Raw genomic sequence first — 15,937 nt, 5'->3', positions numbered from 1 at the left:
GCCGGCGTCGAAGAGCTCGACGGCCCGCCTCCTGGACTCCAGGTCGTGCTTCACCCTGAGGTCTATACTCATGGAAAACCTCCCATTTCCCGATGTCCAAGAAATGGGAGGCAGTTCACTGTTCCCTTTGTGGTGGTTTTTGGCGCGGATGGGTTAGTTGAGGGCGGCTTGGGCTAGGCGGGCTTCGGCGGCCTCCTCGGTGACACCAAGGGCCACGGCGAACTCCTCGATGGAGCGGCGTTTGGCCTCCTTGAGTACGCGCATGTAGTAGGAGCTGGGTTTTTTATCAGCTTCCTCGGCCTGGCGAATGCGGTGCATCATGGTCTTTGCCACGCGGACCGTCTCGGGCGCACCCAGCTTGAGCTGCTGCTTAAAGTGCGTCTCCTCAAGCGAGCTGTTGCGCTCGGTAAAGGTGTCGCACTCCAGCTCGTCATAGTGGCTCAGCAGGTGCTCGGCATCTTGCTGCGAGATGGCGGCGTGCAAACGGTCGGCCTGCGCCACGGGGTACATGAGGATCGTCTGCGCATGTCCCTGCTTGGTCTCGAGCAGTAGCATGGGCTGCGGTGTGTCGTCCCTAAAACCGACGACGGTGCAGACTCCCTGACCCGGATGAATGACGTGTTGACCGATTGAGAACATGCTACCTCCAACTTATACGAATTTACGTATGTCTAGAATAACACGCTGACGTGCGCAAACCCTTACTTTATGCAGGAAAAGCACACAACTCCGATAGGTAAGAGTATTCGATAACAGGCGCAGCTCATTCACACCTTTATGCATTTTCAACGCCTGCATAATCTGCAGGCAGACTGGCATCTTTGAGTGACTCCATACAAGCTGTAGTCAATTTTGTGCATATGCAATATCGATTGGCTTTACCCTGCGACAGTGCCCGTCGCTTGTGATAGAGTGCTACAAACTCTGGCTTTTGCCCTACGAGTGACCAAGGGCTCGGGGGCTTTAACACAAGGAGGATCTATGCCCGAGAAGATTGAAGAGCTGGTACGCGCTGCGCTTGCTGCGGCCCAGGAGGCCGGCGACCTTTCCGCATTTGAACTTGACGATTGCGCTATCGAGCGACCGGCTGACACTTCTCATGGCGAGTGGACCTCTACCATGGCCCTGAAGTCCGCCAAGCTGGCCCATTGCGCCCCGCGCAAGATCGCCGAGGCCATCGTTGCCCATATGCCCGAGGACCCCGCGATCGAGAAGGTCGAGATCGCAGGCCCCGGCTTCATCAACTTCTACCTCTCCGTTGCCGTCAAGAATGCCATCTTTGGCGAGGCTCGCGAGAAGGGTATGGACTTCGCTAAGTCCAACGTCGGTGGTGGCCTGAAGACCCAGGTCGAGTTCGTTTCCGCCAACCCCGTCGGCCCCATGCACATCGGCCACGGCCGCTGGGCCGCGCTGGGCGACTCGCTCTGCCGCGTTATGGACCACGCCGGTTACGACATCCAGCGTGAGTTCTACATCAACGACCACGGCTCTCAGATGAACACCTTCGGCAACTCCATCAGCACGCGCTATATGCAGCTTGCCGACATCATCGCCAAGCAGGGCGTGGATATCGACGAGGCTCACAAGCTGCTGATCGCCGACCGCGACGCCTTTGTTGCCGACGAGAACGACGAGCACCCCGAGACCCATCCGTATCAGGACAACTTTGCCGAGACCCTGGGCAAGGATTCCTACGGCGGCGACTACATCATCGACGAGGCTGCCGAGTTCTGGCGCACCGACGGCGACAAGTGGGTCGAGGCCGATCCGCAGGAGCGCATGGAGAGCTTCCGTGAGCGCGGCTACGTGAAGATGGTCGACAACATGCGCGACCTCTGCCATGCCGTTAACTGCGACTTCGATCGTTGGTACTCCGAGCGTTCGCTGTACGTGAAGGACACCGAGGGCGAGACCGCCGGCACCTCTGCCGTCGACCGCGCTTTTGAGAAGCTCGACAAGATGGGCTACCTCTACACCAAGGACGGCGCCCTGTGGTTCCGCTCCACCGACCTGGGCGATGACAAGGACCGCGTCCTGATCAAGTCCGACGGCGAGTACACCTACTTCGCCTCCGACGTTGCCTATCACTGGGATAAGTTCCAGCGCGTCGACCACGTCATCGACATCTGGGGTGCCGACCACCACGGCTACATCGAGCGCGTCCGCTGCGTCTGCGACGCTCTTGGCTATCCCGGCAAGTTTGAGGTTCTGCTGGGCCAGCTCGTCAACCTGCTGCGCAACGGCAAGCCCGTCCGTATGTCCAAGCGTAAGGGCACCATGGTGACCCTTCAGGAGCTCGTCGACGAGGTCGGCTCCGATGCCGCTCGCTACACGCTCATTTCCAAGAGCTCTAACCAGATGGTCGACTTCGATATCGAGGCTGTTAAGAAGCGCGACAATTCCAACCCGGTCTATTACGTGCAGTATGCTCACGCCCGCGTGTGCTCCATCCTGCGCCGTGCCGCTGACGTTACGCCCGAGCAGGCTGACGAGATGGGCATGAAGGCCGTCGCCGCGAAGGCCATCGGTGAGAACGTCGATTACTCGCTGCTGACCGACCCGACCGAGCTCGCCCTTTCGCGCAAGCTCAATGAGCTCACCGACCTGATCGCCAGCTGCGCTCGCGACCGCGCCCCGTTCCGTCTGACGCACTTTGCTGAGGAACTCGCCGGCGACTTCCACAGCTTCTACGCTGCCTGCCAGGTTCTGCCGAGCGAGGGCCGTCCCGTCGACCCCGAGCTTTCGCGCGCCCGTCTGGCCGCTTGCGACGCCGTTCGCGTGACGCTCGCCCTGGTGCTCACCCTCGTTGGCGTTTCCGCGCCCGAGCAGATGTAATCTGCGGGTCATTTGACCGTACAGACTTGGTTTAACTAAGCCTTGAAAGCCCGATCTCCCACGGAGGTCGGGCTTTTTTGCAAACGCCGACGTATTGACGAATTTGGAACTGCTGGAAATACGAAACTATGCCGGTTTACTACGATGAATTGAGATATTCCAACCACGCCGGCTTTTAGCTAAAAAGTGCAAGGCATCTACCTGCGGTTTTAGTTCAACAAGTTTCGGAGTGGTCGCGGTTGAGCGATTCATCGTAGTAAACCGCCATAGTTTTGGCGGAGGCAGTCAGATTTGTGGGCGGTAAACCAAAGAGTGTCCCTTTTGAATAGTCGTTTAAGAACGTCCCCAATGACTAAGTTGCAGGTGGCGGCGGTTGTGTTACACTAACGCTGCGTATATGACGCAAATATCTCGATACAGATCAATGATGTCCGTCGGTATTTGACGGAGCTAGACTGTTTAGCCGCCCTGAAGGTTTATGCAGGGAGCATGTGATCACAGGGCTTGAAAAGAAAGTTGAGCAAACACTGTGTCTGATCAACAGCAAGAAAACGAAATAACGACGACGCAAGCCGCTCCCGCTGCACCGGTTGCGTCGGACCAGGTCGCGGCGCCCGCGCAAACCTCGGCTCCTGAGACGCCTAAGGCTGCAACGGCTGAGAAGGCCGTGCCTGCAACTGGTGAGGAGGCTGCTCCGGCAAAGCCCAAGCGCACGCGCCGCGCGGCCAAGCCTGCCGCTGACGGCGAGGAGGTCACCAAGCCCAAGCGCCGTACCGCGCGCACGACGCGCGCCAAGCGCACCGTTGCAGCTGACTCCTCGGCGCCGATTTCCGATGAGGTCGCGCAGGCACGTGCGTTGGCGCAGATTAGCGAGGCTCAGGTGGTGCGCGCCCGCCGTCGTGCTGCCGAGCGCGAGGCCGCGGCTCTGACCGAGCTTGCAGCTCCGTCTGTGCCCGAGACCCCTGCCGCCGACCAACCGACCGAGAAGCCGGCACCGCGCACACGCCGTCGCACGGCTGCTAAGGCCGAGCAGGTTGCTGAACAGGTAACCCCCGAGCTCACTGAGGCTTCGGTCCGTTCCGCGGCAGGGGAGGGCGCATCGCCAACTGAGCCCGCTGCGCCTGTCGAGGCCAGCGAAGTTCCCGTTGTCGATCCGGCTTTGCGCCCGCACCGTCGCGGTCGCAAGCCCAAGGCCTTCGTCGAGGCAGAGAAGGCCGCAGCCGCAGCCGCAGCTGCTCGGGATGCTGCGGCGACCGCCGAGTCTGCAACCGCTGCCGATGCACCCGTTCAGGATGCTGCGACTTCCGAGGCCGCTCCCGCCGATGCCGAGCCCGCCGACGTCCGCCCCGGTCGCAGCCGTCGCACTGCTGTTAAGCGCACGTCCAAGGCTAAGGCTGCCAAGAAGGGTGCGTCCGAGGATTCCGACGAGACGACCGCCGATGCATCGACTGATGCCGCCGAGCCCCAAGACGTCGAACAGCCTGCGTCCGAGAAGCCCAAGCGCGGTCGTAAGAAGTCCGCTAAGGCCAAGGCGTCCGAGCATCAGGCTGATGTCGAAGCGCAGGTCGATTCTGGCGCCGAGGCCAATGAAGCCGCTGCGGTCAATGCCGACGCCGCCGCAACCGATGCTGCCGCGCCCGCCGAGGCCGAAGACGGCACTCGTTCCAACCGTCGCCAGCACAAGCGCAACGAGGAACGCAACGAGCGCAACAACGACCGTCGCAACCGTCAGCGCGACCGCAAACAGCGCAATAAGGAGCGCAATGCCGCTCCGACTGAGCCCACGCTTTCGCGCGAGGAGCTCGCGGCCATGAAGGTCGCCGAGCTGCGCGAGAAGGCCAAGGAGTTCGAGATTGAGACGACCGGCAAGAAGAAAGCCGAGCTCGTCGAGGAGATCTACGTCACCGCCGCGAAGGCCGAGGGCTTCCGCGACATCAAGGGCATTCTGCAGATTCGCCCGGACAGCTCCGGCATCATCCACGCCCATGGCTATATGAAGTCCAACGACGACGCCTTCGTGCCCGCCTACCTCATCCGCTCCGCGCGCCTGCGCACGGGCGACGTTATCGAGGGCTCGCTGCGTCCTTCGCGCGGCGGCGACAAGCGCGCCGGCCTCGCCAAAATCACGACCGTCAACGGTCTGGACCCCGAGCAGATTCGCAACCGTCCCAAGTTCGGCGACCTCACCCCGGTCTATCCCAATGAGCCGCTGCGCATGGAGCACGGCAAGGACTCCATTACCGGTCGCGCCATCGACATCGTGTCGCCGATCGGCAAGGGTCAGCGTGGCCTGATCGTGTCCCCGCCCAAGGCCGGCAAGACCACGATCCTCAAGAAGATCTGCCAGTCTATCTCGATTAACAACCCCGAGGTGCACCTCATCTGCCTGCTCGTCGACGAGCGCCCCGAAGAGGTCACCGATATGCAGCGTTCCATCAAGGGTGAGGTTGTGGCGTCGACCTTCGATATGCCCGCCGATAACCACACTCGCGTGGCAGAGCTTGTCATCGAGCGCGCCAAGCGCATCGTGGAGCTGGGCGGCGATGTCGTGGTGGTGCTCGACTCCATCACGCGTCTTGCCCGCGCCTACAACTTGGCGGCGCCCGCCTCAGGCCGCATCCTTTCGGGCGGCGTCGATTCGGCGGCACTGTATCCTCCCAAGCGCTTCCTGGGTGCAGCCCGTAATATCGAGAACGGTGGCTCGCTCACCATCCTGGCCTCTGCCCTCATCGACACCGGTTCCAAGATGGACGAGGTCATCTTTGAGGAGTTCAAGGGCACCGGCAACATGGAGCTTAAGCTCGATCGCGAACTGGCCGACCGCCGCATCTTCCCGGCTATCGACCCCGTTGCCTCCGGTACGCGTAACGAGGACCTGTTGGTCGACGAGCAGATGCGTCCGTTTGTCTTTGGTCTGCGTCGCATTCTTGCCGGCATGAACAACACCGAGCGCGCAGCCGCGTCGTTCATTAAGGGTCTTAAAGGCACCAACACCAACCAGGAGTTCCTGGTGCGTTCGGCCAAAAAGCACAGCGACTACGAGCAGACGTTCTAGGCTGTCATCCACACGCAGCGATAGCCATCAATGCGATAAAGGGTCGGGGCTTGCGCCTCGGCCCTTTTCCATATCGCGTATCCGCGCTTATTTTTGACCATAAGACTGGCAAGCAGCAGGTTTCCCGTTTCAATCCGACATCGTCGCTTGCAATCGACTGGGCGGTTTCGCATAATAGCTTTTAAGCTTCGCGACGGATAACGCAGATGAAACGAACCATATACCGTTGCTTTGGGGCATAGCCCCGCTTCATCTTCTCTCGCGCAGCCAACTGAATGATGCGATTTGGGTGCTGGAAGATGGGGAGAGCTCATGGCTTCTTCTGATGCAACACAACGAGCAGTCCTTGCCGGACTTTCGTGCGGGATCGGCCTTGCCGCTCCCGTGGTTATGTATGCCGCGACGCTACCGTTTTCGTCGGTGAACGAGACGGTCGTGGCGGGTGCGGTTCCCTTCGCCGTGGGCGCGGTGGCGGGCGTGGGTATCTATGCCGCCTCGCTGGGTATCTCCGAGTACCATGCGCAGCGTGAAGAGCGTCTGTTCCAGCCCGATGCCATGGGCGGTGCCGCCAATCTCAATCAGCATCAAAGCGAGTTCAAGACCGCCTCGATTCCAGCTCAGCAGCAGGATGCGACTCCTTATGCTACCGCTTCTGCTTCTCAGGCTCAGTCGGAGCAGTCTACCTCGGCATTCCTTTCCGGCCTGACCGGTGCGTTCCAGCGCCGTCATGCCGATGATGGTGTCCCTACCATCGCTCGAGCCGCAGATGCTATGGACGAGGACGAGGCTTGGTCCATGATCGACAGTATGCTCGACGACGATTCGCCGGTGAGCTGCGACCCTGCACACTCGCGCGACGTCTATCAAGTCGCCATCGACGAGCTCACCAACGGCGGGCAGACCGGCTCCTTCAATCGCGACGACATCGCCGCCGCGGCACGCGCCGTGTCGGGCTCCCAGGCCGCCCCTGCGGGCAGCACGGCGGCTTTCGTGGCACTCGTTGCCAACGCGGCAGCCAATAACGCGTACAACGCTACCTCGGGCGACGCGAATGCTTCTGCCGACAATTCGTACGTTGATGAAGCCATGACCGCTGACGAGGAGGCCGTTGCCGCCCGCCGTGCCGCCGAAAGCTCGTTGTGGGGCGCTTCTGCCCAGCAGCAGGCGGCTGAGGCTGCGCCGTACAATGCAAACCTCGCCAGCATGCCTATCATCTCCGGTGCCGCGGACATCGATCTCGATGACCTCGATGAGCCTGCAGCCATCACCGCATCGATTGATGCCCAAGATCGCATCGACACCGGCGACCTTCCGGACGCCTCGCTCGAGGTTGATGTCCCCATGGCCGATTACTCGGGCCACGAGGACATGTGGGCCGCCGCCACCGCGATCCTGGATGAGATTGACGAGCCTGCTCCTGTTACGGCCCCCGCTCCCGTCGCTGCCCCTCAGCCTGCTGCCCCCGCCTATGTCGGCCGTCACAGTGCTGTGTTCCCCGAGGATACTGCCCGTATCTCGCGCGAGAGCATCGAGCGGGCCGAGGCTATTGCCGCCGGCATTATGGAAAACCGTCGTCACGAGCGCGTCAATCAGATCCTCGAGGAAGAGATCGAGCGCCTGCAGTCTTCAACCGCCAAGCGTACGGGCCGTGCCTATCTGAGCGTTATCGAGGGCGGTACCGCCAGCTTCGCGCCGCTCCGCGCGGAGGCATAACTTCTGCATGGTTAAGATCAATCGAAAATGGGCGGTTGTAACCTGCCTGATGGCGCTCTTGATCTGGGGCAATTCGCTGGTTCCCGGCTCGGGGTCGGGCTCGCTGAGCCTAACGGTCATGGAAGCTATCCGCGGTTTCCTGCACGGCGTGGGACTTCCATATGAATGGGTGACCAACTTTGTTGTTCGCAAGTGCGCGCATTTTACCGAGTATATGGTGCTCGGCATCCTGGCAACGCATGCCTTTGATTTTGAGGGCCGGCGCACCTTTGACGTGCTGCTGCCCACGGCGGTGTTCCTGCTGCTGATTCCTTCGATCGACGAGACGATTCAGCTCTTTGTGCCGGGACGCGCCGGCATGATCACCGATGTGATGATCGACTGCTGTGGAGCGGCAACGGGCGTTGTGCTCCGATATCTCTTACGGTGGCTGATGTGCGCCAAAAAAGCCGCCTAGGACGTATTGTTTGGTCCTAGGCGGCCTTTTTTATTTGAGGGGTTATATGAGGCGTGGTGGCGTCGTGCCGTAGGTTGGATTTGCCGAGCGCGCCACGCCCTGTGGGTGCGTCTGCTACTGAAGCGCCTGTGCGCCCAGGGCCAGGCAGCCCATGATGCCCTGCTTGCCCTCGAGGCTGTTGTTGACAATATAGGAATCGATGTCGTTGACCTCGGGCGTGACGATATAGCCGTTGAGCATCTCGGCGCACTTTTTGCGTGCGAGCGGCACGATGGGGGTGTGGTCGGCCACGCCGCCGCCGATGATGATCTTTTGCGGTGCGTAGCACAGCGTGTAGGTCATGAGCGCCTGTGCCAGATAGCCTGCGAGCAGGTCCATGGCCTCCGGGTCATCGGCCATGTCTCCGGCGCTCTTGCCATCCCAGCGCTTTTTAACGCCAGGGCCGGCGATGAGGCCCTCGAGGCAGTTGTCATGGAAGGGGCAGGCGCTATGCTCGCCGATGGTGTCGCGCGGGTCGCGCGTGACCAGGATGTGGCCGGCCTCGGGATGCATCATGCCGTGTACGAGCTTACCGCCCGAGAGCACGCCGGCGCCCACACCGGTGCCGATGGTCAGGTAGACCACGTCCGTGAGGCCCTGGGCGCAACCAAAGGTGACCTCGCCCAGGCAGGCGACGTTGACGTCGGTATCGTAGCCACAGGGAATATTGAGCTTGTTTTGGATGGTGCCCAGCAGGTCAAAGTAGCGCCATGCCGTTTTGGGCGTCTCCAGGATCTTGCCGTATTGGGGCGAGGCGGGGTTGACTGCGGTGGGGCCAAAGGCGCCAATGCCCAGCGCGGCGATGCCCTTGTCGGCAAACCATGCGTTGACGGCCTCAACGGTCTCCTGCGGGGTCGTGGTCGCGATCTGCTCACGCTCCAGGACCGTACCGTCTGCATAGCCCGTGGCGCAGACCATCTTGGTGCCGCCGGCCTCGAGCGCTCCGATAAGCTGCTGTTCTGCCATAGTATTCCTCTCTCTGGGACGAGTTGCTCCGTGACTAAAGTATAGGGCTCTAAACTATTTAAGAAAGCGTTATAAAAAGAAGCCTCGCAACGCGGCGGGCGGTGCGAGGCTTCTTTGGTTGCTTTAGTTGCCGGGCCGTCATTACCCGCGCGGCTTGATTTTATCACGTAGCGACTTGAGGTTCTCCAGTGCCGCGTTAAGCGTCTCGTCCCGCTTGGCAAAGTGGAAACGAATCAGATGGTTGACGGGCTCGCGGAAGAAGCTCGAGCCGGGCACGGCGCCCACGCCCACCTTAGACGCGAGATCCTCGCAGAATTCGAGGTCGCTGTCATAGCCAAACTCAGAGATGTCCATCATGACGTAGTAAGCGCCCTGCGGCACGTTGTGCTCAAGACCGATGCTATCGAGCCCCTGGCAGAACAGGTCGCGCTTGGCGGTGTAGAGGTCGAGGACCTCCTGGTAATAGCTGTCGTCGAAGTTGAGGGCGGTGACGACAGCTTCCTGCAGGGGAGCGGCGGCACCCACGGTGAGGAAGTCGTGGACCTTCTTGATGCGCTCGGTGATCTGGGCCGGGGCAATGGTGTAGCCCAGACGCCAGCCGGTGATGGAGTACGTCTTAGACAGCGAACTGCAGCTGATGGTGCGCTCGAACATGCCGGGCAGCGTGGCCATATAGACGTGCTCGTGGGGCGCGTAGACGATGTGCTCGTATACCTCGTCGGTGATGCAGTAGGCGTCGTACTTTTTGCAGAGGTCGGCGATAAAGGTGAGCTCCTCGCGCGTAAAGACCTTGCCACAGGGGTTGGAAGGGTTGCACAGGACGATGGCCTTGGGATCGTTGTCGCGGAAGGCCGCCTCGAGCACCTCGCGGTCAAAGTCGAATGTGGGCGGGTTGAGCGGCACGTAGATGGGCTCGGCACCCGAAAGGATCGTGTCGGCGCCGTAGTTCTCGTAGAACGGCGAGAAGATGACGACCTTATCGCCGGGGTTCGTGACCGTCATCATGGCGGCCATCATGGCCTCGGTGGAGCCGCAGGTGACTACGATATTCTCGTTGGGGTTCACCGGCATGCCCATAAAGTGCTCCTGTTTGGCGGCGAGCGCCTCGCGCATGGCCTGGGAGCCCCAGGTGATGGAGTACTGGTGATAGAGCGGCTTGGGGTCGCTAGCGATGGTGCTGAGGCTATCGAGCAACTGCGCTGGGGGATCGAAGTCAGGGAAGCCCTGCGACAGGTTGACGGCGCCATACTTGTTGGAGATGCGCGTCATACGGCGGATGACGGAATCGGTAAACGTTGCCGTACGGTTGGAGAGTTCTTTCATGCTGGTCCTTTCGAGCATTTGCAGTGGGGCAAGTTTACTCCTATGGAACCGGTAGGATTTGCCCGAAATGGATCTAAAAAACTCTTTTCATAATTCTTGAAAATTGGGGCTTGCATCGCGTGGCGTTCCTTGCAATAATAGTCGAGCGCGAAGCGCACAGGACACGGTGGGTGTAGCTCAGTTGGCTAGAGCGACGGGTTGTGGTCCCGTAGGTCGAGGGTTCGAGTCCCTTTACCCACCCCAGTTCTTGCTTCGTGTTGATATCGGGTCGTTAGCTCAGTTGGTAGAGCAGGGGACTCTTAATCCCAAGGTCCAGGGTTCGACCCCCTGACGGCCCACCACACGATATCTCCTCTAAAGTCCGTCACAACGGACTTTAGTTTTGGGTCGTTAGCTCAGTTGGTAGAGCAGGGGACTCTTAATCCCAAGGTCCAGGGTTCGACCCCCTGACGGCCCACCCAAAGATTGTTAAAGCGACCGGCCCAGGCTGGTCGCTTTTTTTGCTGACCTCGCAGGGGGTCGAACCCGAAAGGGCACAGCTGCTTTCACAGATCGAGCCTACCCTGGGGATCGGTAAAACCGTCAGTACCCTCCTTGAGTTTCTTCTCGTCTGCCTTCACGCGACGCTCGAGCTTTTTTGTATCCTCGGCAGGTGGTAGGTTCTCGGGGACAATTCCGCGGTCGATGAGGCTGCCACGCACGCTTGTGTTGTTCTCGACGTGCTCTTGTTTGATCTGGTCCAGGCCGTACAGGTCGTGTTCCTCGGCGTTGAAGGCCGTCATCGAGTTCGTAAGGTCCTTTGCTTTGATGAGGACATCGGCTAACCTGTCCGCCAATGCCGTGCTCTTGGGTACGCCGAGCTGCTGCTTCATTTCCGCCGTGCTTCTACCGCCGAATAACGCTTCATCGCCCTTCGACTTGATGATCGCGAATCCTTTGGAGTCCACGCCGCGTTTGAACGCAATACCCGAGAGCTGTTTCTCTGAATCGGATAGCGAGTGGCGCGCCTGCAAGCGCTGAATCTCTGCAAAGCGCTGCTCTATGAGCTCTTGGCGGCGGGTCTGCACGGCGAAGTATGCCTGCGCGAGCGCGATCTCTGGCTTGTTTGGGTCTCCGTTCTGGGCGATTAAATAGCATGCATAGCGCGTAAGTTTGTAGTCTTTAACCGCGCGAGCGGCGACACCGGCAGTTACCATTTTCGTGGTGTCACGAAAATGGGAATCAACTGGAGTTTTGTTTGTTTCGCACGAGACTTTTGCCCTCTTAACAACTTCGGCGAAGTTCTCCCATCGAGTGTATCCCATGGGTTCCATTAAATCGCGTGCGAGCCAATACTCAACGCCGTCTTCCACATTGGCGTAGCTATCAAGTTCGACACGCCACTTCTCGATATCTCTACTGTCCATATCTCCTCCTCGCTGGTCTATTGTTTATGCGGGCTTTGCCCGCTCTGTATTTAGAATAAGGATACGCTGCCGTGCGGACACGAATGAGCCCCGAGTCACTTCGAGCTCGCGGGGCCCATAGATATCGATTAGTTGTGTTCTGCTTTAGATAGGTGTCCAGTTTAATCCGCTCGATAGTGCGATCCGAGACTTTCGGTTCGCTTACGCATGGCTTTGACCATTTCCTGTGCTAGTTGAATCTTCGATTGCAGGCGGGCGAGGGCAGCGATTTCGCTGTCCTGGGCTTTCTGTGTGCTCAAGGTCGTTGCCTCCGTCTTCAAGCCCTCAAGTTCGTGTAGTGCCTCGGATAGGCCTGTTTCGGTCCTGTTGATCATGCAAAAGGTGCTCATCGTGTGCCTAAGGCTGTGTGTCAGGCGTTCGGCATCTGTTGTGGCAATGCCGTACTGGGGGAGGGTGATATCCGCCTTCAGGGCCGCCTCAGGCTCTTTCTGCGCTGTGAGGGCTGCCGATGCGCCCGCGATACGTCCGAATACGATGCCGTTGGCGCTTGACAAGCCACCAATGCGGTCGGCGCCGTGCATGCCGCCTGTCGCCTCGCCGCAAGCGTAGAGGCCCTCAACGCCCGTGTGCGCGGTCTTATCGATCTTGATGCCGCCGTTAGCGGCGTGGGCATACATCGCAACGCGCATCTCGTCAGTCGGGGCGATGCCGTGCTCGTCTTGCAGCCAGGTGGCAAAGGTCTGCACAAACTCTGGGACATCCTCGCGGGGGAAGTCGTAGTGGAGTGCCAGGCCTTTGACACCTGCCTGATCGATGACGAGATCGATAGCGCGGGAGGCCAAGCGTGACGTGAAGGGACCATATCCAGAGCGCTGCTCGAGCAGGTCGTTCAGCTTGTCGTCGGCAATATCTACCGGCTGGTCTACATGCACGTAGCGCCAGGTTTTCTCGTTGAAGACCAAGTTACGCCTGGGCTCGATGAAGCCGGGCATCATCTGCATGAACTCTATATTAGTAAGTGTTGCGCCGTGCGCCAGTGCGATGGCCTGCGAGGAGCTGAGCACATCAGCCGATGTAAGGCTGCGCTCGAACAGGCCGCCTGTGCCACCGGCTGCGATGATCGTGGCCTTGGCAGCAAAGGGCACGATTCGATTTTCGGTAAGGTCGTAGAGTACGGTTCCGGTTATTCTGCCGTTCGTGTCCTCAACAAGGTCGATAAGCTCATGGCGGGGGAGCAGGCGAATGCCGAGCGACTCGATCCAGGTCGTCAGAGCGTCCTCAAGGGGCTTGCGGGTGAGGCCGCGCCACATGCGCGTCTTGTGGTCAAAGCAGGGGATAAATTGCTTTTGTTGAGCACTCTTGGCGCTTTGCGGACGCTGGAGCTCAACGCCCAGGTCTTGCTCGAGCCAGTCAATCGCTTGGGGAATGCCGTGGACGAACGTTTGGACGAGTTCGGGGTCGGCGACACCGCCGCCGACGGTCTGGATGGTGTCGATGAGGTCCTGCTCGTCGTCTTCGTCGACGGGACCGATGAGGCCGAGGCCCCAGGTACCCGGGAAGAAGCTCGATCCACTCATGGTCTTGCCGGCGCTTGCCACAGTGACGGCTGCACCTGTACATGCCGCTTCGATGGCGGCGCAAAGGCCCGCAATGCCAGATCCAATTACCAGTACATCAGTCGATTCCATTGGCTTCCTTTCTCGTCCGGCGCATTGTCGCACGGGTGATCGGCAATGGGGTCGCAAAGACTCGGCAAATCGGTAAAGGGCAAATATGGCAGGTGGGCGTCATGGACGCTCTGACGCTCCATCTCATCACATCTCGTATTTCGCCGCAACTGACATATCGGCATTAGCTATCCTGCGTCGGTGTAAACAAAAAGAGCCGCCACCTCGAAAGGTAGCGGCTCCAAGCTCAACTATATGAGCATCGCGCGGGCGCGATTAGGCCTTGAGGGCCTCCTCGACGGCGACAGCGCAGGCGACGGTGGCACCGACCATGGGGTTGTTGCCCATGCCGATGAGACCCATCATGTCAACGTGTGCAGGCACGGAGGAAGAACCGGCGAACTGGGCGTCGGAGTGCATACGGCCCATGGTGTCGGTCATGCCGTAAGAGGCAGGGCCGGCGCCCATGTTGTCCGGGTGCAGGGTACGGCCAGTGCCGCCACCAGAAGCGACGGAGAAGTACTTCTTGCCAGCCTCGAGGCGCTCCTTCTTGTAGGTGCCAGCGACGGGGTGCTGGAAGCGCGTGGGGTTGGTGGAGTTACCGGTGATCGAGATGTCGACGTTCTCGTGCCACATGATGGCAACGCCCTCGCGGACGTCGTCGGAGCCGTAGCAGTTAACGGCAGCGCGGGGACCATCGGAGTAGGGGATGGTCTCGACGACCTTGAGCTCGCCCGTGTAGTAGTCGAACTGGGTCTTCACGTAGGTGAAGCCGTTAATGCGGGCGATGATCTGAGCAGCGTCCTTGCCCAGACCGTTGAGGATAACGCGCAGCGGCTTCTTGCGAGCCTTGTTGGCGTTCAGAGCCAGGCCGATAGCACCCTCAGCGGCAGCGAAGGACTCGTGGCCGGCCAGGAAGGCGAAGCACTCGGTGTCGTCGGAGAGCAGCATAGCGCCCAGGTTGCCGTGGCCCAGACCGACCTTGCGGTCCTCGGCGACGGAGCCGGGAACGGTGAAGGCCTGGATGCCCTCGCCGATGATGGCAGCAGCCTCAGAAGCGGACTTGGCGCCACGCTTGACAGCGAGAGCGCAGCCGAGGGTGTAGGCCCACTCGGCGTTCTGGAAGGCGATGGACTGGGTGTTGTTGACGATCTCACGCGGGTTGAAGCCCTTGTCGGTGCAGATCTGCAGAGCTTCCTCGAGGGAGGCGATGCCGTTGTCGGCGAGGCACTTGTTGATCTTGTCAGCGCGGCGCTCGTAACCTTCGAACGTAACAGTCATAGTTATTTCCCTCCCTTTCTACTCGTGAACCGGGAACACGCTGGCGACGGAGTGAGTCTCCTCGTCGGTGCGCGGGTCGATGTACTTGGCAGCGTTCTCCCACTGACCATAGTGGCCCATAGCGCCAGCGATGGCCTCCTCGGGGGTCTTGCCGGCCTTGACGGCGTCGGTGAACTTGCCGAGGTTCAGGAACTCGAATGCGATGATCTCGTTCTTGTCGTTGAGAGCCATGCGGGTGACGTAGCCCTGAGCGAGCTCGAGGTAACGAGCGCCCTTGGCCTTGGTGCCGAACATGGTGCCGACCTGAGAGCGAAGGCCCTTGCCGAGGTCGTCGAGGGAAGCGCCCACGGGCAGGCCGCCCTCGGAGAACGCGGTCTGGCTGCGGCCGTAAACGATCTGCAGGAAGATCTCGCGCATAGCAACGTTGATGGCGTCGCAGACGAGGTCGGTGTTGAGGGCCTCGAGGATGGTCTTACCGGGAAGGATCTCGGAAGCCATGGCGGCAGAGTGGGTCATGCCCGAGCAGCCGATGGTCTCAACGAGGGCCTCCTCGATGATGCCGTCCTTGACGTTCAGCGTGAGCTTGCAGGCGCCCTGCTGAGGTGCGCACCAACCCACACCGTGCGTAAGACCGGAGATGTCGGAAATCTCCTTAGCCTGGACCCACTTGCCCTCCTCGGGGATGGGTGCGGGGCCGTGGTATGCACCCTTGGCAACGGGGCACATGTTCTCCACTTCCTGTGAGTACTGCATGCCTCTCCTCTCTATCGTGTTGGCGTCCCGTCTGGGGGTCGTGGCTGGCGATTGCCGGGCGACCCTTCGAAAGGGACGTGACATGCAGCCCCTATAATACCGCGAAATGCACGGAATATTCGGCGAACGGCTCAGTTTTCGTAGCGAGAAGTCCGGAAGTTTTAATTGAAACGGTTTAACTCTATGTTCTGTGGTCGTGAACTTCCGTAGAGGGGGTCCGTCTTGGGCAAGCTTTTGGTCGGCTCTTGTAAGTGTTGCAGGGGTTGACCTGTTGCAACGGTGCCGTTCGCCGCCTGTTTACTGCCTTTGGCCGCGCGAGTGTATTGTTTTGCGTGAATGTTTTGATGGCACGCTTCAATCGTGCTGTATTGGATGGCAAGCAGATCCTGGCGAAGGGAGCGCCATGCAGCGCGTTTGGAGAACGGTTACCGGCTTTTACCAT

Annotated in this window: 11 protein-coding genes and 3 tRNA genes; 7 read left to right on the top strand and 7 right to left on the bottom strand. The window is 60.2% G+C overall.

Annotated elements, in window-relative coordinates; genetic code table 11:
• Positions 1-153 precede the first annotated feature (153 nt).
• Positions 154-639: a CarD family transcriptional regulator gene (locus tag AB5Z25_RS09975; RefSeq protein WP_006235480.1), complete on the bottom strand. Its 486-nt coding sequence runs from the start codon at positions 637-639 to the stop codon at positions 154-156.
• A 342-nt stretch (positions 640-981) separates the two neighbouring features.
• Between AB5Z25_RS09975 and argS the strand changes: the two genes are divergently transcribed.
• The 4 genes from argS to AB5Z25_RS09955 all read left to right on the top strand — a co-directional run bounded on the left by argS (position 982) and on the right by AB5Z25_RS09955 (position 8,060).
• A complete protein-coding gene (gene argS, locus AB5Z25_RS09970) occupies positions 982-2,835 on the top strand; it encodes an arginine--tRNA ligase (protein WP_118206450.1) in 1,854 nt (617 codons plus the stop codon).
• Positions 2,836-3,364: 529 nt separating this feature from the next.
• Positions 3,365-5,890 carry a transcription termination factor Rho gene (gene rho, locus AB5Z25_RS09965; RefSeq protein WP_368135467.1) on the top strand — a complete coding sequence of 842 codons (2,526 nt, stop codon included), beginning with the start codon at positions 3,365-3,367 and terminating at the stop codon, positions 5,888-5,890.
• Positions 5,891-6,202: 312 nt separating this feature from the next.
• Entirely contained in the window at positions 6,203-7,603 is a 1,401-nt protein-coding gene (locus tag AB5Z25_RS09960; protein ID WP_368135466.1) for a hypothetical protein, read from the top strand.
• Between the two features lie 7 nt (positions 7,604-7,610).
• Entirely contained in the window at positions 7,611-8,060 is a 450-nt protein-coding gene (locus AB5Z25_RS09955; protein WP_148332258.1) for a VanZ family protein, read from the top strand.
• A gap of 114 nt (positions 8,061-8,174) precedes the next feature.
• Here AB5Z25_RS09955 and AB5Z25_RS09950 read toward each other — a convergent pair whose 3' ends face one another.
• Both AB5Z25_RS09950 and AB5Z25_RS09945 read right to left on the bottom strand, forming a co-directional pair.
• Entirely contained in the window at positions 8,175-9,065 is an 891-nt protein-coding gene (locus AB5Z25_RS09950) for an ROK family protein (RefSeq protein WP_368135465.1), read from the bottom strand.
• Positions 9,066-9,206: 141 nt separating this feature from the next.
• Entirely contained in the window at positions 9,207-10,388 is a 1,182-nt protein-coding gene (locus AB5Z25_RS09945; protein ID WP_368135464.1) for a pyridoxal phosphate-dependent aminotransferase, read from the bottom strand.
• Between the two features lie 166 nt (positions 10,389-10,554).
• Here AB5Z25_RS09945 and AB5Z25_RS09940 point away from each other — a divergent pair.
• The 3 genes from AB5Z25_RS09940 (at position 10,555) to AB5Z25_RS09930 (ending at position 10,845) form a co-directional block, all read left to right on the top strand.
• Positions 10,555-10,631, top strand: a tRNA-His gene (locus AB5Z25_RS09940).
• A gap of 22 nt (positions 10,632-10,653) precedes the next feature.
• Positions 10,654-10,729 (top strand) — tRNA-Lys (locus AB5Z25_RS09935).
• Positions 10,730-10,772: 43 nt separating this feature from the next.
• A tRNA-Lys gene (locus AB5Z25_RS09930) sits at positions 10,773-10,845 on the top strand.
• 88 nt (positions 10,846-10,933) lie between these two features.
• Here AB5Z25_RS09930 and dinD read toward each other — a convergent pair.
• The 4 genes from dinD to AB5Z25_RS09910 all read right to left on the bottom strand — a co-directional run bounded on the left by dinD (position 10,934) and on the right by AB5Z25_RS09910 (position 15,495).
• Entirely contained in the window at positions 10,934-11,794 is an 861-nt protein-coding gene (dinD, locus tag AB5Z25_RS09925; RefSeq protein WP_368135463.1) for a DNA damage-inducible protein D, read from the bottom strand.
• Between the two features lie 161 nt (positions 11,795-11,955).
• Complete coding sequence (locus AB5Z25_RS09920) at positions 11,956-13,482, bottom strand: FAD-dependent oxidoreductase (RefSeq protein ID WP_368135462.1); 1,527 nt, start codon at positions 13,480-13,482, stop codon at positions 11,956-11,958.
• A gap of 255 nt (positions 13,483-13,737) precedes the next feature.
• Positions 13,738-14,742, bottom strand: coding sequence for a GGGtGRT protein (locus AB5Z25_RS09915; RefSeq protein ID WP_117800431.1), 1,005 nt, complete (start codon positions 14,740-14,742; stop codon positions 13,738-13,740).
• Between the two features lie 18 nt (positions 14,743-14,760).
• Positions 14,761-15,495 carry an iron-sulfur cluster assembly scaffold protein gene (locus AB5Z25_RS09910; RefSeq protein ID WP_006235554.1) on the bottom strand — a complete coding sequence of 245 codons (735 nt, stop codon included), beginning with the start codon at positions 15,493-15,495 and terminating at the stop codon, positions 14,761-14,763.
• Positions 15,496-15,937: the final 442 nt, after the last annotated feature.

Origin of the sequence: Collinsella aerofaciens (genome assembly GCF_040910325.1) — a bacterium.
Lineage (GTDB): Bacteria > Actinomycetota > Coriobacteriia > Coriobacteriales > Coriobacteriaceae > Collinsella > Collinsella aerofaciens_BL.
The sequence above is the reverse complement of the archived record's forward strand: the minus strand, read 5'-3'. Positions and strand labels throughout refer to the sequence as shown.

Bases quoted from the DNA above. Each gene is read 5' to 3' on its own strand.
- AB5Z25_RS09955 (WP_148332258.1), top strand. From the start codon at position 7,611: ATGGTTAAGATCAATCGAAAATGGGCGGTTGTAACCTGCCTGATGGCG.
- AB5Z25_RS09920 (WP_368135462.1), bottom strand. From the start codon at position 13,482: ATGGAATCGACTGATGTACTGGTAATTGGATCTGGCATTGCGGGCCTT.
- argS (WP_118206450.1), top strand. From the start codon at position 982: ATGCCCGAGAAGATTGAAGAGCTGGTACGCGCTGCGCTTGCTGCGGCC.
- AB5Z25_RS09915 (WP_117800431.1), bottom strand. From the start codon at position 14,742: ATGACTGTTACGTTCGAAGGTTACGAGCGCCGCGCTGACAAGATCAAC.
- AB5Z25_RS09960 (WP_368135466.1), top strand. From the start codon at position 6,203: ATGGCTTCTTCTGATGCAACACAACGAGCAGTCCTTGCCGGACTTTCG.
- AB5Z25_RS09945 (WP_368135464.1), bottom strand. From the start codon at position 10,388: ATGAAAGAACTCTCCAACCGTACGGCAACGTTTACCGATTCCGTCATC.
- dinD (WP_368135463.1), bottom strand. From the start codon at position 11,794: ATGGACAGTAGAGATATCGAGAAGTGGCGTGTCGAACTTGATAGCTAC.
- AB5Z25_RS09910 (WP_006235554.1), bottom strand. From the start codon at position 15,495: ATGCAGTACTCACAGGAAGTGGAGAACATGTGCCCCGTTGCCAAGGGT.
- AB5Z25_RS09975 (WP_006235480.1), bottom strand. From the start codon at position 639: ATGTTCTCAATCGGTCAACACGTCATTCATCCGGGTCAGGGAGTCTGC.
- AB5Z25_RS09950 (WP_368135465.1), bottom strand. From the start codon at position 9,065: ATGGCAGAACAGCAGCTTATCGGAGCGCTCGAGGCCGGCGGCACCAAG.